Origin of the sequence: Sphingomonas sp. MMS24-J13 (assembly GCF_044905095.1) — a bacterium.
Classification (GTDB): domain Bacteria; phylum Pseudomonadota; class Alphaproteobacteria; order Sphingomonadales; family Sphingomonadaceae; genus Sphingomonas_I.
Genome location: NZ_CP173258.1, coordinates 3,398,769 through 3,421,911, shown reverse-complemented (window position 1 = coordinate 3,421,911; position 23,143 = coordinate 3,398,769). Strand labels below are relative to the sequence as shown.

The window sequence follows — 23,143 nt, the reverse complement described above, 5'->3', positions numbered from 1 at the left end:
CCCAAGCCCCGATCGGCGTAGGGCAGGCTGACTGATCGTTACGGCTACGGGAGTTTGCACGATGAACCTGCGAATGGGCGCTTTCTGGACGGGCTTCGCAATCTCCGCTCTGGTTGCGCCATCGGCTTGGGCCCAAGACAACGGTTCGGGCGAGCAACAGAGCCGGCTCCAGAAGACCGAGCATACGGCGGGCAGCATCGCCGTTCAGCCGCTCCGCGATATCAACGCCAAGAAGACCGTGATCCCGCCTGTCCTGCAGAGCGCGATCGCGGCACCGTATAGCCCGGCCGGGGCGGCCAATTGTGCCCAGATCCAGGCCGGCCTGCGCGCACTCAACGCGGTGCTCGGGCCCGATTTCGGCACGGGCACCGCGCATAACGAGGATCGCGCCAGCCAACTCGCCGCGGAAGGCGGCAAGACCGTCGTCAATTCGCTCATCCCGTTCCGCGGGCTGGTGCGCGAAGTATCGGGCGCGGCGCCCGCCGAACGGCGGCTCAACGCCGCGATGGATGGCGGCTACGCCCGACGTGGCTTCCTGCGCGGTGTGGCGCTCGCAAAGAATTGCAAGCTTCGGTGAGTTAGACGCGGCATCCAACCTTCGACCGCCGCGTTGGCCTCCCCGACAAGCCAACCCGCAGCGAGAGGTGACAGGATGCCGCAGGAAAACCGCGCCCGGCAACTATTCAAGCCGGAGTTCCGCTTCGGCCTCGGCGGCGTGCCCTTGGGGAACGAATTCAACAAGATTCTCGATCGGGACGCCGAGGCGACGCTGGCAGCGGCATGGAACGTCGGCGTCCGCTATTTCGATGTCGCGCCGTGGTACGGCTTCGGGCTGTCGGAGCGGCGCTTCGGCCATTTTCTGCACAATCAGCGGCGCGAGGACTATCTGCTCTCGTCGAAGGTCGGCAAGCTGTTCAGGGCCTCGAAAAACAACCGGCATGCCGAGATTTTTCCGCTCTCGGATTCGCCGAACGACGTCATCTTCGATTACACCGCCGACGGCGTGCGGCGCTCGATCGAGGACAGCCTCCAGCGGCTGGGCGTGGACAGTCTCGACATCGCCTTCGTCCACGATCTGTCGCCCGATTTCGCCTATTTCCCGACCTCGTGGGAGGAGCAATTCCGCATCGCCGAACGCGGTGCCTTCCCTGCTCTGTCGCGGATGCGCGAGGAGGGGATCATCAAGGCGTGGGGCATCGGCGTGAACTGCCCGCAGCCGATTTTGCGCGCGATCGAGGTCGCCGATCCGGACGTGTGCCTGTGCGCCTCGCAATATTCGCTGATCGACCATGCTTACGCGGTCAACGACCTGTTTCCGAAGGTGCACGAGAAGAATGTATCACTGGTGATCGGATCGGCGCTCAACGCCGGCTTCATCTCCGGCAGCGCGCGTTACAATTACGGGCAGGAGAATTACCGGATCCCGCCGGCCTTCATCGCGAAGCGCAAGAAGCTAAGAGATGTTGCCGATGCCCATGGGGTCGATCTGCGCACGGCTGCGCTGCAATTTTCGGCCGCGCCCGATGTCGCGGTCGCTCTCGTCGTCGGTGCGGGCAGCGCCGAGCAGGCCGTGCAGAATTACAACGCGATGCAGGCCAGGATCCCGGCTGGTTTCTGGCAGGAGTTGAAGGAGCAGGGTCTGATCGAGCAATCCGCGGCGGTGCCGGGCTGATCTTGGTTCAGCGGAGTTCGACTATGCGCGTGCGGAACCCATCCGCCAGTTCATCCTCGGCTAGCTCGCCTGACGCTTGCGCAAGAAATGCGACGACTTGCCCACCGCCATGTTCGATCAACTGCTCGCGATGGGTCTCCATCGCGACCGCCCTCGCGATCCAGACCCAGTCCGACATAGGTTGCTACTTGGCCAGTTCACGAGCTTGAGCAAAAGGAGTTTGAGGGCCGCTTTCATACAGGCGTTATAACCCGCAGGCTGCCGATGTTCAGAGAGCGCCCAGCTTCCCCCACTCTCAGAGGAGGGGAAGCTGGGTTGGCTTACGCTTTCGCGATCGCCTTGGCCCGACCGCCCTTGCCCTTCTTGGCCTTGGGCGGGGCCGGCGTGACCTCGAATGCGAGCGCGCCGTCCTTGAGGTGGACCTTGACCTCGCCGCCGTGGACCAGTTTGCCGAACAGCAGTTCCTCGGCGAGCGGCTGCTTGACCTTCTCCTGGATCAGGCGGCCCATCGGCCGTGCGCCATAGAGCTTGTCATAGCCCTTCTCGGTCAGCCACGCCTTCGCATCGTCATCCAGGCTGATATGCACCTCGCGATCGGCGAGCTGCAGTTCGAGCTGGAGGATGAACTTCTCGACGACGCGCGCGATCACCGGGGTCGGCAAATAACCGAACGGCACGATCGCATCGAGGCGGTTGCGGAATTCCGGCGTGAACATCTTCTTGACCGCTTCCTCGTCCTCGCCCTCGCGGGTGAGGTTGCCGAAGCCCAGGCTTTCGCGCGCCATATCGGACGCGCCGGCATTGGTGGTCATGATCAGGATCACGTTGCGGAAATCGACCGTCTTGCCGTGGTGGTCGGTCAGCTTGCCGTTGTCCATCACCTGCAACAGGATGTTGAACAGATCCGGATGCGCCTTCTCGATCTCGTCGAGCAGAAGCACGCAATGCGGCTGCTGATCGACCGCATCGGTGAGCAGGCCGCCCTGATCGTAGCCGACATAGCCCGGGGGCGCGCCGATCAGCCGGCTGACCGAATGGCGCTCCATATATTCGGACATGTCGAACCGCTGGAGCGGGATGCCCATGATCGCCGCCAGCTGGCGCGCCACCTCGGTCTTGCCGACGCCGGTGGGGCCGGAGAAGAGATAGTTGCCGATCGGCTTGTCGGGATCGCGCAGGCCGGCCCGGCTGAGCTTGATCGCCGACGACAATATCTCGATCGCCGCATCCTGCCCGAACACGACCCGCTTGAGATCGGTGTTGAGGGTGGCGAGCGCCTTGGTATCGTCGGTCGAGACCGACTTGGGCGGGATGCGCGCCATCGTGGCGATAACGGCCTCGATCTCCTTGGTGGTGATCGTCTTCTTCCGCTTCTGGATCGGCACCAGCATCTGCATCGCGCCGACCTCGTCGATCACGTCGATCGCCTTGTCGGGCAATTTACGGTCGTTGATGTAGCGCGCCGACAGCTCGACCGCGGACTTGATCGCATCGGGCGTATATTTGACGCTGTGATGCTGCTCGAACGCCGAGCGCAGCCCGGTGATGATCTTGATCGTGTCCTCGATCGTCGGCTCGTTGACGTCGATCTTCTGGAAGCGCCGGAGCAGGGCCCGGTCCTTCTCGAAGTGATTGCGGAACTCCTTGTAGGTGGTCGAACCGATGCAACGGATCGTGCCGCCCGAAAGAGCCGGCTTCAGCAGGTTGGACGCATCCATCGCCCCGCCGCTGGTGGCGCCGGCGCCGATCACGGTGTGGATCTCGTCGATGAACAGAACCGCGTGCGGCAGCTTCTCGAGCTCGTTGACGACCTGCTTCAGTCGCTCCTCGAAGTCGCCGCGATAGCGCGTGCCGGCAAGCAAGGAGCCCATGTCGAGCGAATAGATCACCGCGGGCAGCAGCACCTCGGGCACATCGCCCTCGATGATCTTGCGCGCGAGGCCTTCGGCGATGGCGGTCTTGCCCACGCCGGGATCGCCCACATAGAGCGGGTTGTTCTTGGAGCGGCGGCACAGGATCTGTACGGTACGATCGACTTCGGGGCCACGGCCGATCAGCGGGTCGACGCGGCCGTCCTTGGCCTTCTCGTTCAGGTTGACGCAGAATTGCTTGAGCGCGCTCTCGCCTTTCTTGCCACCCTCGGACTTCTGCTGCTTGTCTTCGTCCGAGCCCTTCACCTCACGTGCCTCCGTTGGCTGGCCGGCCTTGCCGACCCCATGGCTGATAAAGCTCACCGCATCCAAGCGGCTCATATCCTGCTGCTGCAGGAAATAGACGGCATAGCTCTCGCGCTCCGAGAAGAGCGCGACCAGCACGTTGGCGCCGGTCACCTCCTCGCGGCCCGAGGACTGGACGTGAAGGATCGCGCGCTGGACGACGCGCTGGAAGCCGCTGGTGGGCGACGGATCGTTGCCGCTCTCGGTCTTGAGCGCATCGAGCTCGTTATCGAGATAGGTCGTCACCGCATCCTTGAGCTCGCCCAGATCGACGCCGCATGCCTGCATCACCTTGTTGGCATGTTCGTCATCGACCAGCGCGAGCAGCAGATGCTCGAGCGTCGCATATTCGTGGTGGCGCGATGAGGCTGCGCTCAACGCATTGTGAAGAGTCTGTTCGAGCTCTCGGGCGAAGGAAGGCATGGTCTAAAACACTCCTCGCAAAAGCGGCGCACAAGCCACCTTGCTGTCACCAATGTCGGAACGGATAAGCCGCGTATCAAGCACCTGCCGTTCGGCGGGGTTGGAGGCGGCCGCGGCGTTCACCGTTTGAAGAGGCTCTCGGCAGTGGTGCGGTGGTTGGTCGCGAACTGGATCCTGGCCCTGGCGCGGGCGATTTCCGCCTCCAGCGTGGCGATGCGGGCATTCAGCTCATCGACCGACAGGCGATCGATATCCTGCTTCATCAGAAGCACCAGCGGGTCGCCGGGCGCTTTCGGGAGCAGGTCGTCCAGATCCATGGACCGATCGTTGACCCTCGCAGCCCGGCTGTCAATAAAGCCCGCGACAAACCGCTTGGTTCATTACGCAAGGCTCCCCTTATGCTCCCCGAGACGATGATCGCGATCGACCCTGCCACGCCGGGCGGACCTGAGGTGCTGGTGCCGGTCGAGCGGCCGGTGCCCGTGCCGGGTCGGGGCGAATTGCTGATTCGCGTCGCGGCGGCCGGGGTGAACCGGCCCGATGTGATGCAGCGCCAAGGCCGCTACCCACCCCCGCCGGGCGCACCCTCGATCCCGGGCCTGGAGGTGGCGGGCGAGGTCGTGGCGTTGGGAGAAGGCGCCGATTCCCGTCTGATGGGCCGGGCCGTGATGGCCCTGGTGGCCGGCGGGGGCTATGCCGAATATTGCGTGGCGCCATCGGGCCAATGCCTTGCGGTGCCGCCGGCCCTGTCGATGGTCGAGGCTGCGGCCTTGCCCGAAACGCTCTTCACCGTCTGGTCGAACCTGTTCGAGCGCGGCCGCGCGAGCGTGGGTGAGACGGTGCTGGTCCATGGCGGAACCAGCGGGATCGGTACGGTCGCGATCATGCTCGGCAAACTGTTCGGCCTCACCGTGATCGTCACCGCCGGCAGCGCCGCCAAATGTGCCCGCGCGCTGGAAATCGGCGCCGATCACGCGATCGACTACAAGACGACCGACTTCGTCGAGGCGGTCAAGGCGATCGCACCCGAAGGCGTCAACATCGTGCTCGATATGGTCGGCGGCGATTATATCGCGCGCAACCTCGCCTGCCTTGCCGAGGAAGGCCGCCACCTTTCGATCGCGGTCCAGCGTGGCACCAAGGCCGAGGTTCCGATCCACCTGGTGATGATGAAGCGCCTGACGCTGACCGGCTCGACCCTTCGCGCCCGCTCCGTCGCGTTCAAGACCGAGTTGCGCGACACCCTGTCCCGCGCGGTTTGGCCGTTGCTGTCGGCCGGCCGGCTCAAGCCAGTGATCGACGCCACTTTCCCGCTCGCCGAGGCGGCCGGGGCGCATGCGCGGCTTGATTCGGGCGAGCATGTCGGGAAGGTCGTGCTGACGGTGGCGTGAGTCGCGCACTCCACAGGTTCGCAGCAATTTGATCACCGCATATCGCATCCGACGGAACCAAGACGCCGTAGCATGATTGCTGTGGCGGGCTTGTTCCCGTGCGGATGGTAAATGGTAGCTTCAGTACAATCGGTCGATCCGATCTCCCTTTCGCTGCCGAGCGGGCTGGGCGCCGTGCAAGGGGACATGGACGCGATCCTGGTCCGCATTCCTGCCACGCCCATGGCTCCACGCGGGCCGCTGCGCCCATCGATCCGTCATTCTCGCCGTTGGGCGATCGCCGTAACCGCAGTGCTGCTGGCCTGCGCGGGGGTGTTCGCCGAGCGCTTGTCCGATCCGGTCGCGGCGCCGTTACCCGCGAAGGTCGCGCCGGCCGCCGAACGCCCCGTACCTGTGGACGTGCGTTTTCCAGCTTCCCCGGTGGGGGCGCCGGCGAGCGTCGCCCGCGCGAAAATCGAACCCGCGGCGAGGCCGGTAACCCGCTTTGCCGCTGTTGCTGCGCATCGCCGGAGCCACAGTGATCGCGCGTTCGCCCGGGGCGAGCACAAACCCACCAAGGGCTGTCGCGGGAGCGAGGCATGGTGCCTGCGTGATCAGGTGCGGGCGGCCGATCTCGCCTTGCGCGATGCGTATGCCGATGCCGAAGATGCGGGCGTGCGCTATGCCACGATGGCGGCGGTGCGAAGCGACTGGCGACAGCTGCGCCGGCTTTCCGATGACGATCCGCGCGCGCTGATCCGGGGTTACGACATGCTGGCACGGCAGCTCCGCGCGGAGGTAGGCCTGTGAACGGTGCGACGGCCGCCAGTCTCGACCACGGTGACGGGCCGCGTCGGCACAAGACCGCGGCGCGGGTGGACGGCAACCTCGTCTATGCGATCGGCGACATCCATGGCCGCTACGATCTTTTCCGGGCGATGATGGCGCGTATCGCCGACGATGCTGCCGGGCGTATGGGTACGCGCCGCCCCATCCTGGTGACCTGCGGCGACTATATCGATCGCGGGCCGCAATCGGCCGAGGTGCTGGCTGCGCTTGATCATATCCGGCGCAGCTCGCGCATCGATCTGCGCCCGCTGCTGGGCAATCACGAGCAGTCGCTGCTCGATTTCCTGTCAGCCCCGCGGGGCGCCGGCGCCTGGCTTGAATTTGGCGGCGCGGCAACGTTACGATCCTATGGGGTGCTGCCCCCCGCAGACCGGTCCGACCCGGCTTGCATGGAGCGGGCGCGCGACGATCTGCTTGCCCGCATGCCTGTCGCGCATCTGCAATTGCTTCAGAGCCTTCAGGCGATGGCCGTGATCGGCGATTATGCCTTCGTTCATGCCGGCATCCGGCCAAACGTGCCGCTGAGCCGCCAGCGCACGGCAGATCTGCTGTGGATTCGTGCCGGTTTCCTCGATCATACCGGGATGTTCGAGAAGAGGGTCGTCCATGGCCATAGCTGGATCGATCGCCATCCGGAGATTTTCGACAACCGGCTGGGGCTGGACACGGGCGCTTATGAGACGGGTATCCTGAGCGCAGCACGGATCGAGGACAATGCCGTGGAGATTTTGCAGGTGTCTGTCTGAGCGTCGCGCGATGAATCCCAACTCGGACGCGATTTGACTTCGCCGGCAAAGCCTTCGCATCCTGGTGGCTCAAGCCAGCCCGGAGCCCCCATGAAGCGCCGCTTAGCCCTCCTTGTTGCCAGCCTCCTCGCAACCGGCGCCGTCGCGGCCGCGCCCGAACCATTGTTCCCGCCGTCCGGCACCGATCGTCCGGTCCGATATGTCGAGCCCGATGCCGGCTACGATTATATCAAGCGCAAGGTCGAGATCCCGATGCGCGACGGGGTCAAGCTCCACACCGTCATCGTCATTCCGAAGGGCGCGAAGGGCGCGCCCATCCTGCTGACGCGCACGCCCTACGACGCCGATGGCCGCGCCGAACGCACCAAGAGCGGATCGATGCTCGCGATCCTGTCGCAAGGCGACGAACTGTTCGTGCAGGCGGGCTATATCCGGGTCTTCCAGGACATTCGCGGCCAGCACGGTTCCGAGGGCGGCTATGTCATGACCCTGCCGCCGCGTGGGCCGCTCAACCCGCAGACGGTCGACAATACCACCGACGCCTGGGACACGATCGATTGGCTGGTGAAGAATCTACCCGAATCGAACGGCAAGGTCGGCATGATCGGCTCCTCGTACGAGGGGCATACGGTGGTGATGGCGTTGCTCGATCCGCACCCTGCGCTCAAGGTGGCCGCGCCGCAGAGCCCGATGGTCGATGGCTGGATGGGCGACGACTGGTTCCATTACGGCGCATGGCGCAATCCCGGCTTCGGCTATTTCGTCGGGCAGGAAATGGCGAAGGGCGCGCGTGGCAGCCTGATCCTCTCCAACGCCGATCAATATGACTCCTATCTGCGCGCCGGATCGGCCGGCGATTTCGCCAAGGCGCACGGGATCGACCAGTTCGGCATGTGGCGGCGCATTGCCGAGCATCCCGCCTACGACGCATTCTGGCAGGGCCAGGCGCTCGACAAGCTGGTCGCGGCCAAGCCGTCCAACGTGCCGACGATGTGGATCCAGGGCCTGTGGGATCAGGAGGATATGTGGGGCGCGATCCACAGCTTCGAAGCGCTGAAGGCCGCCGGGCATCTCGCCAACAATTATCTCGTGATGGGGCCGTGGCGGCACAGCCAGGTCAATTACGACGGCTTCAATCTGGGGCCGTTCAAATGGGATGGCGACACCGCCACCGATTTCCGGCGCGACGTGCTGCTGCCCTTCTTCAACCAATATCTGAAGGATGGCCCTCCCGCGGCCACGCCCAGGGTCTACATCTACAATACTGGCGAGAATCATTGGGACCGCTTCGCCGACTGGCCGCTCGCCTGCCAGGCCGGCTGCGCCAAGCCGATGACCCCGCTTTATCTGGCGGGCAACTTCTCCCTTTCGTTCGATAAGCCCAAGGGTGCGGGCGGAGATTCCTACGTCGCGGATCCAATGAAGCCCGTGCCGTTCGTGCCGCGGCCGGTCGACATGCAGAATGGCGACCAGTGGAAGCCGTGGCTGGTCAGCGATCAGCGCAATGCCGCCAGCCGGCCCGACGTTCTAGTCTACGAGACCGCGCCGCTCGACAAGCCGCTGCGGATCAGCGGAGCGGCGATCGCCGATCTGTTCGCCGCGACCACCGGTACGGACGGCGATTGGGTCGTCAAGCTGATCGACGTCTATCCGGACGAGGTGCCCTCGCAGAAGGAGCTTGGCGGCTATCAGCTCGCGGTGGCGATGGACATCTTCCGTGGCCGCTATCGTACCAGCTTCGAGCATCCTGCCGCGATCCCGGCCAACAAGGTGGTCGAATATAAATTCGCGCTGCCGACGACCAACCACGTCTTCCTGCCGGGCCATCGTATCATGGTGCAGGTCCAGTCGAGCTGGTTCCCCCTCTACGACCGCAACCCCCAGACCTTCGTTTCCAACATCTTCTTCGCCAAGCCCGGGGATTATAAGAAAGCGACGATCACGGTGTCGCACGCGGCGGCGACGCCGAGCGCGGTGTGGTTGCCGCTGGTGGATGCGACGCAATAGAGCCGACGACAAGGGACGATCGAGGCACCGTACGCGACCGCACAATAAGCCGGATCCGCGCTGTCTCGTGGAGCGGTTCCGACGCCAATTCGGTTCCTCGTTGCGATGCGAAATTGCAGGCTCGGTCTAGGTATTGTCACGGCGCAGGCCTATATTCGGCCTCGGCCCGACGAGGCCTCAGATAAAAAAGACGAGAGGAACGAGTGATGCTTACCCCCCTAATGCACGCGCGCGTCTGCTTGCGATTCCCGCCGCAGGGCTTGCGCTGATGATGTTCGCCGCGTCGGTCCAGGCGGCCAACGAAGAGCCGACCGCGGTCCGCGTGCGTCATGTCGATCCGGCGCTGGGCTCGCCGCGCGAGGCCAAGGTGCTGCTCAACCGGCTCGGCGATGCGGCGATGGAGGCATGTGGTGCCTCGTCCTTCAGCGTGGCGCAGTATCGTCAGGCGGTGCGCGATTCAGCCTGCTGGCGCACGAGCATGACCGACGTGGTCCAGCGGATCGACAATCCTTATCTCACGGCAGCATTCGAGGGCCGCCACGTGCAACAGGCGCTCGCCACGCAGGGCGAGACGGCCGGGACGGGCCGCTGAGGCTCGACGCGGAGTGCCGATGGGCCGTTCCGGCCCGTCGGCGCTCGATCGGTGTACGCATCTAAGCGATGCCGCGAGCCTGTGCTTTTTGGCTCCAAATACGCTCCAAATTCTTTTTGCGGCGCACAACCAACCAGCTTCAGACCCCCCTATAATATGTGGTAAACTTCGGCGTTCGCACGTGCAGAATCGGCCGAAGTTTTCGGGGGGATGATGACGACGCATCACGACATGATCGTAATCGGCAGCGGGCCCGCCGGACGCCGCGCCGCCGTCCAGGCCGCCAAGCTCGGCCGATCGGTGCTGGTGATCGAAAACCGGTTGAGGGTCGGCGGGGTCTCGGTCCACACCGGCACGATCCCGTCGAAGACGTTGCGCGAAACGGTGCTCAACCTCTCGGGCTGGCGGGAGCGCGGTTTCTATGGCCTCGCCTACCGTGTGAAGAAGGATATCGAGGGCAAGGACCTCGGCGCGCGGCTGATGAAGACGCTCGATTACGAATGCGATGTGCTGGAGCACCAATTCGCGCGCAACGGCGTGCAGACGATGGCAGGGCAGGCCGCCTTCATCGATCAGCATACGATCGAGGTGACCGCGCCCGACGGCGATCCCACGCGCTTCACCGCCGATCGGTTCGTGATCGCGGTCGGTACCAAGCCCTATCGGCCGGCGCATATTCCGTTCGACGACCACACGATCGTCGACAGCGATACGCTCGTTACCGAAGTGCGCGTGCCTAAGAGCCTCACCGTGGTCGGTGCGGGCGTGATCGGGCTCGAATATGCGACGATCTTCTCGGCGCTCGACGTGCCGGTGACGATCATCGAGCCCAAGGCCAATTTCCTCGAATTCATCGATCGCGAGATCATCGACGAGTTCGTCCATGATCTGCGGAAGCGCGGCGTCAATTTCCGGCTCGGCTGCAAGCTCGACAGGGTCGAAAAGGACGCGTCGGGCTGGGCGGTCGCCACCCTCGACGATCAGCGCCGCATCCGCACCGAGATGCTGCTCTACGCCGCCGGCCGGGTCGGCGCGACCGCCGGCCTGGGGCTGGAGACGTGCGGGCTCCAGGCGGACAGCCGCGGCCGGCTCGCAGTCAATCCGGTGACCTTCCAGACAGACATGTCGCATATCTATGCCGCCGGCGACGTGATCGGTTTCCCCGCTCTGGCATCGACCTCGATGGAGCAGGGGCGCATCGCCGCCTGCCACGCATTCGGTGCGCCTCTCTCGCCGGCGCCGGTCTTCTTCCCCTACGGCATCTATGCGGTGCCCGAAATCTCGACCGTCGGACTGACCGAGGAAGAGGTGAAATCGAAGGGCATCCCCTACGAAGTCGGCATCGCCCGCTTCCGCGAAACGTCGCGCGGCCACATCATGGGGCTGCAATCGGGCATGATGAAGATGATCTTCGCGCTGAGCGACAAGCGCCTGCTCGGCGTCCATATCGTCGGCGAGGGCGCGACCGAGCTGATCCATATCGGGCAGGCGGTGCTCAATCTCGGTGGCACGGTCGATTACTTCGTCCAGAACACCTTCAATTTCCCGACCTTGGCCGAAGCCTACAAGATCGCGGCGCTCGACGCATGGAACCGCATGCCGGCGGCTGGGCTGGTCAGCGAACCCGCGCCTGAAGTGCCGATCGAGGGCGATTGGTCGACCGTGGTCGAGCTGCGCAAGGCCGGGTAAACCGTTCTCTCATTCCGTCACCCCAGCGAAGGCTGGGGCCTCGTGAGCGTTGAGCGCGCTCATATACTCCTGAGATCCCAGCCTTCGCTGGGATGACGAAATTGTGCTCTTGCCGCTCCGCCGTTTCCCCGCTTTGCTCTGCGCAAACAAGGAGAGGATCTATGCGGCTCTGCTATCTCATCGCGGTGTTTCTATTGGTGTGGCCCGCCACATCCCAAGTCGTCACCTCGGCCGAGGCACAACAGGCGCTACTGCAAAGCCCCGATCCCAAGCTCGCCGCCAACAAGAAGCTGGTTTACGATATGTACCGCGCGATCGTGCAGGGCGGACATGCCGATATGGTCGAGCAATTTTTCACCCCCGAATATATCCAGCACAATCCCAATGTCGGATCGGGCCGCGACGCCCTCGCCGCCTTCCTGCGTGGATCGCGGCCGGCCCGCCCGATCGCGCCGACCGTCACGCTTCCGATCCTGAACATCGTCGCCGAGCATGATATCGTCATGGTGATGAGCCAGCGCCCGATGAAGGATGCCGAGGGCAAACCCTATCTCACGACCTGGTTCAACACCTATCGCATCGTCGGGGGCAAGATCGCCGAACATTGGGACCCGGCACTGAAGGACCCAGCGATGCTCAAGTTCGATCCCAACAAGATGGGCAAGTAAGGCCCGGTCCGCAACGGAACCCCCGGCTTGCTCGCGCTTTAAATCGCCTTCGCAACGAAAGGGACCGAGCATGGCCGCGCGCGCTTACTGGCAGGGGCAGATCAGGCTCGCTCTGGTCTCGATCCCGGTTGAAATCTATTCCGCCACCCGCAGCGGCGCGACCGTCTCCTTCAACCAAATTCACGAGCCGTCGGGCAAACGCATCCATTACGAGAAGGTCGCGCCGGGCATCGGCCCGGTCGATCCCGAGGAAATCGTAAAGGGCTTCCAGTATGAGAAGGGCAAATATGTCCTGATCAGCGACGAGGAGATCGAGGCGGTCAAACTCGAGAGCAAGAAGACGCTCGAACTGACCCAGTTCGTCGATCAGGGCGAGATCGATGCCATCTATTACGACAAGCCTTATTACGTCGTTCCTGCCGACGATCTCGCCGAGGAAGCCTTCATCGTGCTGCGCGAGGCGCTACGCCGGGCGAAGAAGGTCGGGCTCGGCCAATTGGCGCTACGCGGCCGCGAATATGTGGTGAGCCTGAAACCGTGCGGGCATGGCCTTGTGTTGGAAACGCTGCGCTATGCCGACGAGGTCAACAAAGCGGCGAGCTATTTCCGCGACATTGGCGATGAAAAGCCCGATGAGGATCTGCTGGATCTCGCGACCACTCTCATCGACAAGAAGACCGCCAAATTCCACGCCGACGACTATCACGACCGTTATGTGGACGCGCTGAAGGACCTGATCGACCGCAAGCGCGAAGGCAAGACGATCGAGACGGATGACGAGGACGATAAACCCCAGTCGCGCGGATCGAATGTGGTCGATTTGATGGCGGCGTTGAAGCGGAGTCTGGAGAAACCGGGCGCGGCCAAGGGGCCGGCAGCGAAGAAGGCTGCGGCTAAAGCGGAAAAGCCCGCGCCGGCCAAGCGTCCGCCTGCCAAGAAGAGGGCGGCAGGGTGAACCCCCGCCCGTCGCCCCTGCGCAGGCAGGGGCCTATCGCTCTCCCGTCGATCACCACCGCCGGCCATAAGCGCTGGTGGCCTGAGCAGCGTCGCCTCCCCACCGCTATAGACATGGGCCCCTGCCTGCGCAGGGGCGACGAGCGTGGGTAAGCGCGCCGTCAAAACGGCCGATCCGCTGGCCACCTACAACGCCAAGCGCGATTTCGCGCAGACCGCCGAGCCCGCCGGCGAGATCGGCCCGGATGCCGGCAACATCTTCATGGTGCAGAAGCACGACGCGACCCGGCTGCACTGGGATTTCCGGCTCGAGTTGGACGGCGTCCTGAAGAGCTGGGCGGTCACGCGCGGACCCAGCCTCAACCCTGACGACAAGCGTCTGGCAGTCCAGACCGAAGACCATCCGATGGCCTATGCGACGTTCGAGGGCACGATCCCGGCCGGGCAATATGGTGGCGGCACGGTCATGCTGTGGGATCGCGGCACATGGGAGTCCATTCCCGGCAAGGATCCGCGCAAGACCTTGGTGGAGGGCCATCTGCACTTCATCCTCCATGGCGAGCGGATGAAGGGCGAATGGCTGATGATCCGGCTCAAGCGGCGCCCGGGCGAGAAGCGCGACAATTGGCTACTGCGCAAGATCGACGATGAATTTGCCGGTGGCAGCGGCGACCTGGTCGATCGCGCACTGACCTCGGTCGCGACCGGACGGACGATGACCGAGATTGCAAGCGGGAAGGGCGGTGCGCGCGAGTGGCAATCAAACAAGGGGGATAGCGTCGGCTCAAAAGAGAAAGCGCCGTCTTCCCCGCGCGGGCGGGGATCCATAACCTCCGAAGCGTCTGACTCTCACGCTCCAGAGAATAGGGATTCAGAGAATAGGGATTCCCGCCTGCGCGGGAATGACGGGGCAAAAAAAGGCAAGATGCCGGCATTCCAATCGCCCCAGCTCGCAACCCTCGTCGATCACGTCCCGACGGGAACGAACTGGCTGCACGAGGTCAAATATGACGGCTATCGCACGCTGATCGCGGTCGGCGGCGGCAAGGCCAAGGCGTTTACCCGCACCGGGCTCGACTGGTCCGATCGGTTCGCGCCGATCGTCGAGGCCGCCGCGGCGACCATCGGCCACCCTGCCTTGATCGACGGCGAGGTCGTCGCGCTCGATGCGCAGGGGCGGCCCAGCTTCCAGGCGCTGCAGGCCAGCCTCAAGGAGGGCGCCGGGACGCTGGCCTATTTCGCGTTCGATATCCTCAGCCTCGACGGCAAGGATCTGACCGGCCTGTCCAATCTCGATCGCAAGGCGAAGCTGGAAGGACTGCTGAAAGGCGTGCCGGCACCGATCCATTACTCGGATCATGTGGTCGGCCATGGCGAAAAGCTGTTCGACGGCATGTGCCGGGAGGGCCTCGAAGGCATCATCTCGAAGCGTGCCGACGCGCCCTATCGCGTCGGCCTGCGCACCAAGACATGGCTCAAGATCAAGTGCCTGCATCGCCAGGAGTTCGTGATCGTCGGCTGGACGCCGTCCGACAAGGGGCGCGGCTTCCGGTCGTTGCTGTTGGGCGTGCACGAGGGCGAAAAGCTCATCTATGCCGGCAAGGTCGGCACCGGCTTCGGCATGGATCTGATCGACGATCTGATGGCGCGGATGAAGCCGCTCGAACGCAAAACCGCAACGGTCGAGGCGCCGCGCGCGGCGGTCCGTGGTGCGCATTGGATCACGCCCAGGCTCGTGGCGGAGATCGCCTTTACCGAAGTGACCGATGAGGGGCTGCTGCGGCATCCGAGCTTCATTGGCTTGCGCGAGGACAAGCCGCAGGGGGACGTGGTGATGGAGACGCCGGCTCCAGTCGGGGCGCAGCCGAAGAAGAAGACCCTAACCCAATCCTCTCCCGCAAAAGCGGAAGGGGGCTCAGGCGTCGTGATTTCCAACCGGGATCGGGTGATCTTTCCCGAAAGCGGGATCACCAAGGGGCAGCTGGCCGATTATTACGAGCAGCTCGCCGTACCGATCCTGGAATGGCTCGCCGATCGCCCGGTCAGCCTCGTCCGCTGTCCGCAGGGGCGTGCCAAGCAGTGCTTCTTCCAGAAGCATGATGCCGGCAGCTTCGGCGACGCGGTCAAGCATGTGCCGATCCGCGAGAAGGACGGCTCCACCGAGCCCTACCTCTATATCGATGATGCCAAGGGCATACTCACCTGCGTGCAGATGGGCGGAATTGAGTTTCACGGCTGGGGCTCGAAGATCGCGAACGTCGAGATGCCCGATCGGCTCGTCTTCGATCTCGATCCCGACGAGGGGCTGGGGTTCGAGGAGGTCAAGAAAGCCGCGTTCCAGCTGCGCGACGTGCTGGCCGAGATGGGTTTGGCGACCTGGCCGATGCTGTCGGGTGGCAAGGGGGTGCACGTCGTGGCGCCGCTCGATGCCAGCCGCGATTGGGTCGCGGTCAAGGATTTCGCCAACCGCTTTGCGCTGGCGATCAGCGAGGCACACCCCGATCGCTTCACGGCCAACATGAAGAAGGTCGAGCGCAAGGGCCGCATCTTCCTCGATTGGCTGCGCAACCAGCGCGGCGCGACCGCAGTGCTGCCTTATACGGTGCGCGCGCGGCCCAATGCGCCGGTGGCGGCGCCGATCGGCTGGGACGAATTGGACGGGATCGACAAAGCGAGCCACTTCACCATCGCCGATGCAGGCGAATTGCTGAAACGCGCAGGTTCGCGCGCTCTCAAGGGCTGGGGGAAGGCCGAGCAGAGGCTGCCGGCGCTATAAAATCCGGGCAGACAGTCCGTTCGTGTCGAGCGAAGTCGAGACACGTTGGCTCCCGGAACCTCCCTCGACTACGCTCGGGACGAACGGGTCATATTTGTCGTCCGGCGCTTAATACCCCATCAGTGCCAGCACTTCGCGCCTGGATCGCTCGTCCTTGCGGAACGTCCCCATCATCCGGCTGGTCGTCATCGAGACGCCGTGGGTACGGACGCCGCGGCCGGTCATGCAGCCGTGAGTCGCCTCGATCACCACCGCGACACCCAAGGGATCGAGATTCTCCCAGATGCAGTCGGCCACCTCGGCGGTGAGGCGCTCCTGCACCTGCAGCCGCTGTGCGAAGCCGTGGAGCACGCGTGCCAGTTTGGAGATGCCGACCACCTTGTGGCGCGGCAGATAGGCGATCGCCGCCTTGCCGACGATCGGCGCCATGTGGTGTTCGCAGTGCGACTGGAACGGAATATCCTTGAGCAGCACGATCTCGTCATAGCCGCCCACCTCCTCGAAGGTACGGTTGAGATGATGCGCGGGGTTTTCGAGATTGCCCTGGCAATATTCCTTCCAGGCCCGCGCCACGCGCTTGGGTGTGTCGAGTAGGCCCTCACGCTCGGGATCGTCGCCGGTCCAGCGGATGAGGGTACGGATCGCATCGGCCACTTCGTCGGGAACGTGCGGCTTGTGGTCGATCGGATCGGGTTCGGTCGTGCCTGTCATCCGCCGCAATTAGGCGCGCCGGGGCCGTGCGACAAGAAGTGAGCCGAAGCCCTTGACGCGCGAACGGGGCATGACACCGTTGGCCGATGACAAACCCGGATCAGGCAGATCGGCGCCGGCGCCGCGGCACCATCAAGGCGGCGGTGATCGGATCGGCGGGCAATCTGGTCGAATGGTATGACTGGTTCGCTTATTCGGCCTTCTCTCTCTATTTCGCGAAACGCTTCTTTCCCGAGGGCGATGCGACCGCGCAATTGCTGCAGAGCGCGGCGATCTTCGCATTGGGCTTCGTCATGCGCCCGCTCGGCGCGTGGGTGCTCGGGCGCTATGCCGATCGGTACGGGCGGCGGCGTGCGCTGGTCCTGTCGGTGGCGGGCATGTGCGGTGGTTCGTTTTTGATCGCCATCCTGCCCGATGCCAGCCGGATCGGCGTCGCGGCGCCGGCCCTGCTGCTGCTCGCCCGGCTGGTGCAGGGCTTCGCGCTCGGCGGCGAATATGGCGCGAGCGCGGCCTATATGTCGGAAATGGCGGCGAAACGCTGGCGCGGCTTTTGGTCGAGCTTCCATATCACCTCGGTCATGGCGGGCCAGCTTGCGGCGATGGCGGTGCTCGGCGTGCTGCAGGCGTTGCTCGACGACAGGGCGATCGAGCAATGGGGCTGGCGCGTTCCGTTCGCGATCGGAGGATGCCTGGCGCTGACAGCGGCGTGGATGCGCGGCCATGCCGCTGAGCCGGCGCGGTCGGAACGCCCGAGCGAGCCGACGATCGCGCTGTTGCGCCGTCATCGCCGATCGACGCTGACTGTGTTCGCGCTGACTTCGGCCGGCGCGCTCGCTTTCTACGCCTACACGACCTACCTCCAGAAATATCTGGTCAATACGGCGGGTTTCCCGCGCGCGACCGCGACGACGTTGGTCTCGATCGCGCTGGTCTTCTTCATGGTCATCCAGCCGCCGCTCGGCGCTCTTTCCGACAAGATCGGACGCAAGCCGATGCTCGCTTTCTGCTTCGGCGTCGGCATGATCGCGACATGGCCGTTGCTGACGATGATCGGCCATGCGCGTACGCCCGCTGCGGCGTTGGTGCCGATGCTCGTGTTGATCGTGATCCTGTCGGGCTACACGTCGGTCAATTCGCTGTTCAAGGCAGAACTTTTTCCGGCCAGCATCCGCGTGCTGGGCATCGGGCTGCCCTATGCGCTCGCCAATATCGCCTTCGGGGGCACCGCCGAATATGTCGCCTTGTGGCTCAAGCAGGCGGGGCACGAGACAGGCTTCTTCGTCTACGTTTCGCTGGTGATGGCGGTGGCGCTGGTAGTGACTTTGGTCTGTCCCGATCCGGCGCGCGTGAGCCAGATCGACGGGCCGCGCTGAGCACGGCGCCTTGCGGGCACGCGGGTGCCTGATCCAGCCAAGCTTGTGGTTCTCGTCGGCATGGTTTGGAATTTCCCATGCGCGGGCCGCGCCGGTTTCGATCCGATAACGCGAGCGCTCGTCGACCAGGAATTTATGGATCGAAAGAAATAGAGCGGGATGACGTTTGAATGAATCGGGGGATTCACACGGGTCTGATTTTCTGATTCAAGCTTCGTGCTGGGTTGGAGGCCAGCGACGATGAAACCCTATTCGATGGATTTGCGGGATCGCGCGATTGCGCGGGTGCTGGCGGGGGAGACGGTTCGATCGGTGGCGGAGGCGCTGAGTGTCAGCGCCGCGACAGTGGTGCGCTGGGCGCAGCGATATCGCGGATCGGGCAGCGTGGCTCCGGGCAAGGTGGGCGGCCACAAGATCGGCATATTGTCGGGCGGCAACCGCGACTGGTTGCTGGAGCGGGCAAAGACAGACTTCACCCTGCGCGGGCTGGTGGCCGAACTCGCCGAACGCGACGTCACGGTAGACTATGTGCAGGTCTGGCGTTTCGTCCATGCCGAGGGCCTGAGCTTTAAAAAAAAGCGTGCTCCCCGCCGAGCAGCTACGACCCGCAGTGGCACGGCGGCGCGAGCAGTGGAAGAAGTTCCAGAGCCGGCCTGATCCAGCGCGCCTCGTCTTCATCGACGAGACCTGGGCCAAGACCAACATGGCGCCTCTGCGTGGGTGGGCGCCGGTCGGCAAACGGCTCCATGCCAAGGTGCCTTACGGCCACTGGAAAACGATGACCGTCATCGCCGCCCTGCGCTCCGACCGGATCGATGCGCCGTTCGTGTTCGATCAGCCGATCAACGCCGCCAGCTTCACCGCGTGGGTCGAAACCCAGCTCTGCCCAACGCTGCGCGCAGGCGACATCGTCATCATGGACAACCTCTCCAGCCACAAGACACCCGCCGTCAGGGCCGCCATCCGCGCCAGAGGCGCTCGCCTTCTCTTCCTGCCGCCCTACAGCCCAGACCTCAATCCGATCGAGCAGGTCTTCGCCAAGCTCAAACACCTGCTCCGAAAGGCCGCAGAGCGAACGCACGACGCAACATGGCAGCGCGTCGGAGCGCTGCTGGATCGGTTCCCACCCGATGAATGCAGCAATTACCTGCGAAACTCAGGCTATGGTGCAACTTAACGTCATCAGACTCTAGACGGGCGTATTCGCTAAATTCTGCCAATCAGAACTTCAAAAAATGGACGAATCACGCATTACGGAATAATCTTTTTTTTCCTTGGCGCGTTGCGGTTCGCGACGGAGCAAAATGAGATGGGCAAAGACTTTAGGGCACTGGCCGCACTGATCGAAGCCGAATGGCTGAGCGATATGTTCGAACGCTTCGCACTACGGGCGGTCGAGCGACGTCTTGCCTATTCGATCGACCGCCAACGTTTTGACGACGCTATGTTTTTCCTGGACGTCTATAGTTTCGTCAACGGCGGCGACATATTGCCAGGTTGGCCGCCCTCGACCGGTACGGTCAGCGGAAGACTACGCCACCCTTCATCACCAGCCTGATCTGGCGCACCGCGGAGATGTCGCGGGTCGGATCGCCGGCGACCGCAACCAGGTCGGCGAGCAGGCCGGGCCGGATCGCGCCGACCTTGTCGTCGATATGGAAGGCGCGGGCGTTGACCGTGGTGGCGGCCGCCAGCACCTCGATCGCGGGCATGCCGGCCGCCTGCATCTGCTCCATCTCGCGCGCATTGGTGCCGTGCGTGAAGACCCCGACATCGCCGCCCATGCAGATCGCGACCCCGGCGGCACGCGCCATGCGGAAGGCTGCGCGCGTTTCGACGATGCGCGGGGGCAAGGGCGCCGCGCCGTTCCAGCCACGATAGCGCGCGATCGCGTCCGATGCCGCGAGCGTCGGACAATAAGCGATCCCCGCTTCGCGCATCGCCTTGAAGATGGCGGCTGTGCCGCCGTCGCCATGCTCGATCGTATCGACATGTGCGGCGATCGACCGCATCATCCCCTCGGGCGTGACCGTGTGGACCGCGACGATGCGGCCGGCGTCGTGCGCGGCGGCGGTGGCGGCCATGATCTCCGCTGCGCTCAAGGTCGGCCGGCTGCCTTCGCCCCCCTGATAATGATAATCGGCATAGAGCTTCACGACGTCGGCGCCAGCGGCGATCTGATCGCGCACCGCGCGGACGATATCGTCGACCCCATTCACCTCCTGCGCGCCTTGCGGCACCTTCAGCCCCGGTTCGAACCCCTTGGGCCCGTAGGCGCCCTCCGCGACGATCGCGCGGGTCGCCGCCAGGATACGCGGGCCGGGCACGATCTTCTGCGCGATCGCGTCGCGCAAGCCGACATCGGCATAACCCGCGCCCTCGGTGCCGAGATCGCGTTCAGTGGTGAAACCCGCGAGCAAGGTCGCCTTCGCCTGCGCGACTGCGCGCGCCGTGCGCAGGGCGAGGCTTTCGTGCAGGACCTGATCGTCCCAGCTCGTCTCATTATAGGGATGGAGGAAGAGGTGGCCGTGGCCCTCGATCATTCCGGGGATCAGGGTGTCGCCGGGCAGATCGATCACCTGCGCGTCGGCGGGGGCATTCAGATTGGGGCCGGCGGCGATGATCTTGTCGCCCTCGACGAGAACTTGCCAGCCGGCGTGGACGGCTTGGCCGTCGAAGACGCGATCGGGCTTGAGCAGGATTTGCGGGGCGGCAAGCGCGGTGCTGCTCCAGATCAGCGCCAGCAAGCTCAATCCCAGTCGCATCGATCGCCCCTTTTCCTGCACCGTCGCCCCAGCGTAGGCTGGAGCCCATGTCTCTCATCGCGCATGCTGCGCCAAGAGGCGAGAGACATGGGTCCCTGCCTTCGCAGGGACGACGGTAAGGGGAAGACCGACGTGAAGCGCACGATCTTGCTGTTGACGACGCTTCTTGCCACCCCAGTATTCGCCGCCAACCCAGCCGAGCAAGCCCGCTGGAAAGCCGAGGCCGCCCATGTCGACATCACGCGCGACGATTGGGGCATCGCGCATGTGCACGGCAAGAGCGACGCCGACGCGGTGTTCGGCGCGATCTATGCGCAGGCCGAGGACGATTTCCCTCGCATCGAGGCCAATTACCTCACCGCGCTCGGCCGCACGGCCGAGGCGGAGGGCGAGGGCGCGATCTGGCAGGATCTGCGCCAGCGGCTGTGGATCGATCCGGTCGATCTTCAGGCCCAGTATCGCCGGAGCCCACTATGGCTGCGCGCGCTGATGGATGCGTGGGCGGACGGGCTCAATTTCTACCTCGCCACGCATTCCGAAACGAAACCGAAGGTGCTGACGCATTTCGAGCCCTGGATGGCGCTGAGCTTCACCGAGGGCAGCATCGGCGGCGATATCGAGCATGTGGATCTCAGCCGCCTCGCCGATTTCTACGGCAAGAATCATGAGCCGATCAAAGTTTCGCAACTGGCCCCGCCCGATGGCGAGCCGCGCGGATCGAACGGTATCGCGATCGGGCCGAAGCTGAGCCGCGACGGCCATGCGATGCTGCTTATCAACCCGCACACCAGCTTCTTCTTCCGCTCCGAACTCGGCATGCGCAGCGACGCCGGGCTGCACGCTTATGGCGCGTCCACCTGGGGGCAGTTCTTCCTCTATCAGGGGTTCAACGCGCATCTCGGCTGGATGCACACGTCGAGCGGGGTCGATTCGATCGACGATTTCGCCGAGACGATCGTCACCCGGGGCCCCAAGATATTCTACCGGTACGGCCGCGCGCTCCGGCCGGTCACGACTACGCCGATCACGATCCGCTATCGCACCGCCGATGGCGGGATCGCTTCGCGCACCTTTCCGACCTTCAGCACCCACCATGGCCCGATCGTCGCCACAAAGGACGGCAAGTGGATCGCGACCGCGCTGATGAACAAACCGATCCCGGCGCTCGAGCAAAGCTGGCTGCGGACCAAGGCCACCGATTTCGCCGCCTATCGCAAGGTCGCAGCGTTGCAGGCCAATTCGTCCAACGACACGATCTACGCCGACGCGCAGGGGCATATCGCTTACCTCCACCCGCAATTCGTGCCGGTGCGCGAAGATCGCTTCGATTATCGGCTGCCGGTCGACGGCGCCGATCCGAAGACGGATTGGCACGGCCTGACCCCGCTTGCGCAATTGCCGACGGTCATCGATCCCAAGGGCGGCTGGCTCTACAATTCGAACGATGCGCCATGGCGTGCGGCCGGGGCGGATAGCCCGCGCCAGGCCGCCTTTCCGCGCTACATGGATCAGGTGGGCCCCAATGCGCGCGGCGATCATGCCACCACCTTGTTGCCGGCCGCGCACGGACTGACCCCCGACGGCCTGCGGCGGATCGCGTATGATAGCTGGATGCCGACCTTCGCCGTGATGGTGCCCAGGCTCGCCAAGGCGTGGGAGAAGATGCCGGCCGGTACGCGCAAGGACAGGCTTGCCGATCCGGTCGCCTCGCTCAAGGCGTGGGACAAACGCTGGTCGGCGGCCAGCACCGCAACCTCGCTCGCGGTGTTCTGGGGTACCGATCTGTGGGGCAGGACCCCGCCGAACGACCCGACTACGCCCGACAGATATGATTCGCGCTGGGATCGGATGGCAGCTCAGCCTGATGATGTCGTGCTCGGTGCGTTCGATCGCGCGGTCGACAGGCTCACGCAGGATTTCGGCCGCTGGCAGGTGCCGTGGGGCGAGATCAATCGCTTCCAGCGCAACGATGCCGCAATCCGGCAGACCTTCGACGATGCCAAGGCGAGCACGCCGGTACCCTTCACCTCGGCTTTATGGGGCAGCCTCGCCTCGTTCGGTGCTAAGGCCTATCCGGGGACGAAGCGCTGGTATGGCACGAGCGGCAACAGCTTTGTCGCGGTGGTCGAGTTCGGGCCGAAGGTTCGCGCCTGGGCGGTGACCGCCGGGGGCGAAAGCGGGCATCCGCAATCGCCGCACTTCAAGGACGAGGTGGAGCGTTATGCCTCCGGCGATCTGCGGCCGGTCTATTTCTATCCGGACGATCTCAAGGGGCATGTCGAGCGTCGCTACCGCCCCGGCGATTGACAGGCGCCACGGGGCGAGCCCAGCA

At 64.4% G+C, this 23,143-nt stretch carries 20 protein-coding genes; 15 read left to right on the top strand and 5 right to left on the bottom strand.

Annotated features, from left to right (window positions below; all coding sequences use genetic code 11):
• Positions 1 to 61: 61 nt before the first annotated feature.
• Both AB4Z44_RS15700 and AB4Z44_RS15695 read left to right on the top strand, forming a co-directional pair.
• Positions 62 to 577: a hypothetical protein gene (locus AB4Z44_RS15700; RefSeq protein WP_404710631.1), complete on the top strand. Its 516-nt coding sequence runs from the start codon at positions 62 to 64 to the stop codon at positions 575 to 577.
• Between the two features lie 75 nt (positions 578 to 652).
• Complete coding sequence (locus AB4Z44_RS15695; RefSeq protein ID WP_404710630.1) at positions 653 to 1,672, top strand: aldo/keto reductase; 1,020 nt, start codon at positions 653 to 655, stop codon at positions 1,670 to 1,672.
• A gap of 7 nt (positions 1,673 to 1,679) precedes the next feature.
• On the opposite strand, the gene AB4Z44_RS15690 is transcribed toward AB4Z44_RS15695, so the two are convergent.
• The 3 genes from AB4Z44_RS15690 to AB4Z44_RS15680 all read right to left on the bottom strand — a co-directional run bounded on the left by AB4Z44_RS15690 (position 1,680) and on the right by AB4Z44_RS15680 (position 4,628).
• Positions 1,680 to 1,850, bottom strand: a complete 171-nt coding sequence (locus tag AB4Z44_RS15690) for a hypothetical protein (RefSeq protein ID WP_404710629.1) — start codon at positions 1,848 to 1,850, stop codon at positions 1,680 to 1,682.
• A gap of 142 nt (positions 1,851 to 1,992) precedes the next feature.
• A complete protein-coding gene (clpA, locus tag AB4Z44_RS15685; RefSeq protein WP_404710628.1) occupies positions 1,993 to 4,311 on the bottom strand; it encodes an ATP-dependent Clp protease ATP-binding subunit ClpA in 2,319 nt (772 codons plus the stop codon).
• 119 nt (positions 4,312 to 4,430) lie between these two features.
• A complete protein-coding gene (locus tag AB4Z44_RS15680) occupies positions 4,431 to 4,628 on the bottom strand; it encodes a DUF1192 domain-containing protein (protein ID WP_404710627.1) in 198 nt (65 codons plus the stop codon).
• A gap of 81 nt (positions 4,629 to 4,709) precedes the next feature.
• On the opposite strand from AB4Z44_RS15680, the gene AB4Z44_RS15675 reads away from it, so the two are divergent.
• The 9 genes from AB4Z44_RS15675 to ligD all read left to right on the top strand — a co-directional run bounded on the left by AB4Z44_RS15675 (position 4,710) and on the right by ligD (position 15,962).
• Positions 4,710 to 5,702, top strand: a complete 993-nt coding sequence (locus AB4Z44_RS15675) for an NAD(P)H-quinone oxidoreductase (protein WP_404710626.1) — start codon at positions 4,710 to 4,712, stop codon at positions 5,700 to 5,702.
• A gap of 111 nt (positions 5,703 to 5,813) precedes the next feature.
• Positions 5,814 to 6,491, top strand: coding sequence for a hypothetical protein (locus AB4Z44_RS15670; protein ID WP_404710625.1), 678 nt, complete (start codon positions 5,814 to 5,816; stop codon positions 6,489 to 6,491).
• Complete coding sequence (locus tag AB4Z44_RS15665; RefSeq protein ID WP_404710624.1) at positions 6,488 to 7,276, top strand: metallophosphoesterase; 789 nt, start codon at positions 6,488 to 6,490, stop codon at positions 7,274 to 7,276. The genes AB4Z44_RS15670 and AB4Z44_RS15665 overlap by 4 nt, the downstream gene beginning before the upstream one ends.
• A 90-nt stretch (positions 7,277 to 7,366) precedes the next feature.
• A complete protein-coding gene (locus AB4Z44_RS15660) occupies positions 7,367 to 9,283 on the top strand; it encodes a CocE/NonD family hydrolase (protein ID WP_404710623.1) in 1,917 nt (638 codons plus the stop codon).
• A 268-nt stretch (positions 9,284 to 9,551) separates the two neighbouring features.
• Positions 9,552 to 9,875, top strand: coding sequence for a UrcA family protein (locus AB4Z44_RS15655; RefSeq protein WP_404710622.1), 324 nt, complete (start codon positions 9,552 to 9,554; stop codon positions 9,873 to 9,875).
• 210 nt (positions 9,876 to 10,085) lie between these two features.
• Positions 10,086 to 11,564, top strand: a complete 1,479-nt coding sequence (gene sthA, locus AB4Z44_RS15650) for a Si-specific NAD(P)(+) transhydrogenase (RefSeq protein ID WP_404710621.1) — start codon at positions 10,086 to 10,088, stop codon at positions 11,562 to 11,564.
• Between the two features lie 161 nt (positions 11,565 to 11,725).
• Positions 11,726 to 12,232, top strand: coding sequence for a nuclear transport factor 2 family protein (locus tag AB4Z44_RS15645; RefSeq protein ID WP_404710620.1), 507 nt, complete (start codon positions 11,726 to 11,728; stop codon positions 12,230 to 12,232).
• Between the two features lie 70 nt (positions 12,233 to 12,302).
• The gene (locus AB4Z44_RS15640; protein WP_404710619.1) at positions 12,303 to 13,187 is read left to right on the top strand and encodes a Ku protein; all 885 of its coding nucleotides are present in this window, start codon (positions 12,303 to 12,305) and stop codon (positions 13,185 to 13,187) included.
• Positions 13,188 to 13,331: 144 nt separating this feature from the next.
• Positions 13,332 to 15,962 (top strand): DNA ligase D, encoded by a 2,631-nt coding sequence (ligD, locus tag AB4Z44_RS15635; protein WP_404710618.1) that lies wholly within the window; start codon positions 13,332 to 13,334, stop codon positions 15,960 to 15,962.
• 108 nt (positions 15,963 to 16,070) lie between these two features.
• Here ligD and folE read toward each other — a convergent pair whose 3' ends face one another.
• Positions 16,071 to 16,673 (bottom strand): GTP cyclohydrolase I FolE, encoded by a 603-nt coding sequence (gene folE / locus AB4Z44_RS15630; RefSeq protein ID WP_404714246.1) that lies wholly within the window; start codon positions 16,671 to 16,673, stop codon positions 16,071 to 16,073.
• 86 nt (positions 16,674 to 16,759) lie between these two features.
• On the opposite strand from folE, the gene AB4Z44_RS15625 reads away from it, so the two are divergent.
• From AB4Z44_RS15625 to AB4Z44_RS15615, 3 genes are all read left to right on the top strand, one after another.
• The gene (locus AB4Z44_RS15625; protein ID WP_404710617.1) at positions 16,760 to 18,046 is read left to right on the top strand and encodes an MFS transporter; all 1,287 of its coding nucleotides are present in this window, start codon (positions 16,760 to 16,762) and stop codon (positions 18,044 to 18,046) included.
• A 240-nt stretch (positions 18,047 to 18,286) separates the two neighbouring features.
• Positions 18,287 to 19,223 (top strand): IS630 family transposase gene (locus AB4Z44_RS15620; protein ID WP_404710065.1). Its coding sequence is split into 2 segments (ribosomal slippage): positions 18,287 to 18,616 and positions 18,618 to 19,223, totalling 936 coding nucleotides; the frame shifts between segments, so codons are not numbered across the junction.
• 132 nt (positions 19,224 to 19,355) lie between these two features.
• Positions 19,356 to 19,604 (top strand): hypothetical protein, encoded by a 249-nt coding sequence (locus AB4Z44_RS15615; protein ID WP_404710616.1) that lies wholly within the window; start codon positions 19,356 to 19,358, stop codon positions 19,602 to 19,604.
• Here AB4Z44_RS15615 and AB4Z44_RS15610 read toward each other — a convergent pair.
• Entirely contained in the window at positions 19,567 to 20,811 is a 1,245-nt protein-coding gene (locus tag AB4Z44_RS15610) for an amidohydrolase family protein (RefSeq protein WP_404710615.1), read from the bottom strand. The two genes, AB4Z44_RS15615 and AB4Z44_RS15610, sit on opposite strands and share 38 nt — an antisense overlap.
• A gap of 132 nt (positions 20,812 to 20,943) precedes the next feature.
• On the opposite strand from AB4Z44_RS15610, the gene AB4Z44_RS15605 reads away from it, so the two are divergent.
• On the top strand, positions 20,944 to 23,118 hold the full coding sequence (locus AB4Z44_RS15605; RefSeq protein ID WP_404710614.1) for a penicillin acylase family protein: 2,175 nt from the start codon (positions 20,944 to 20,946) through the stop codon (positions 23,116 to 23,118).
• Positions 23,119 to 23,143: the final 25 nt, after the last annotated feature.

Coding starts and splice junctions, on each gene's coding strand:
- folE (WP_404714246.1), bottom strand. CDS start 16,673: ATGACAGGCACGACCGAACCCGATCCGATCGACCACAAGCCGCACGTT.
- AB4Z44_RS15695 (WP_404710630.1), top strand. CDS start 653: ATGCCGCAGGAAAACCGCGCCCGGCAACTATTCAAGCCGGAGTTCCGC.
- sthA (WP_404710621.1), top strand. CDS start 10,086: ATGATGACGACGCATCACGACATGATCGTAATCGGCAGCGGGCCCGCC.
- AB4Z44_RS15660 (WP_404710623.1), top strand. CDS start 7,367: ATGAAGCGCCGCTTAGCCCTCCTTGTTGCCAGCCTCCTCGCAACCGGC.
- AB4Z44_RS15670 (WP_404710625.1), top strand. CDS start 5,814: ATGGTAGCTTCAGTACAATCGGTCGATCCGATCTCCCTTTCGCTGCCG.
- AB4Z44_RS15655 (WP_404710622.1), top strand. CDS start 9,552: ATGATGTTCGCCGCGTCGGTCCAGGCGGCCAACGAAGAGCCGACCGCG.
- AB4Z44_RS15640 (WP_404710619.1), top strand. CDS start 12,303: ATGGCCGCGCGCGCTTACTGGCAGGGGCAGATCAGGCTCGCTCTGGTC.
- AB4Z44_RS15625 (WP_404710617.1), top strand. CDS start 16,760: ATGACAAACCCGGATCAGGCAGATCGGCGCCGGCGCCGCGGCACCATC.
- AB4Z44_RS15615 (WP_404710616.1), top strand. CDS start 19,356: ATGGGCAAAGACTTTAGGGCACTGGCCGCACTGATCGAAGCCGAATGG.
- clpA (WP_404710628.1), bottom strand. CDS start 4,311: ATGCCTTCCTTCGCCCGAGAGCTCGAACAGACTCTTCACAATGCGTTG.
- AB4Z44_RS15680 (WP_404710627.1), bottom strand. CDS start 4,628: ATGGATCTGGACGACCTGCTCCCGAAAGCGCCCGGCGACCCGCTGGTG.
- AB4Z44_RS15690 (WP_404710629.1), bottom strand. CDS start 1,850: ATGTCGGACTGGGTCTGGATCGCGAGGGCGGTCGCGATGGAGACCCAT.
- AB4Z44_RS15610 (WP_404710615.1), bottom strand. CDS start 20,811: ATGCGACTGGGATTGAGCTTGCTGGCGCTGATCTGGAGCAGCACCGCG.
- AB4Z44_RS15645 (WP_404710620.1), top strand. CDS start 11,726: ATGCGGCTCTGCTATCTCATCGCGGTGTTTCTATTGGTGTGGCCCGCC.
- AB4Z44_RS15675 (WP_404710626.1), top strand. CDS start 4,710: ATGCTCCCCGAGACGATGATCGCGATCGACCCTGCCACGCCGGGCGGA.
- AB4Z44_RS15700 (WP_404710631.1), top strand. CDS start 62: ATGAACCTGCGAATGGGCGCTTTCTGGACGGGCTTCGCAATCTCCGCT.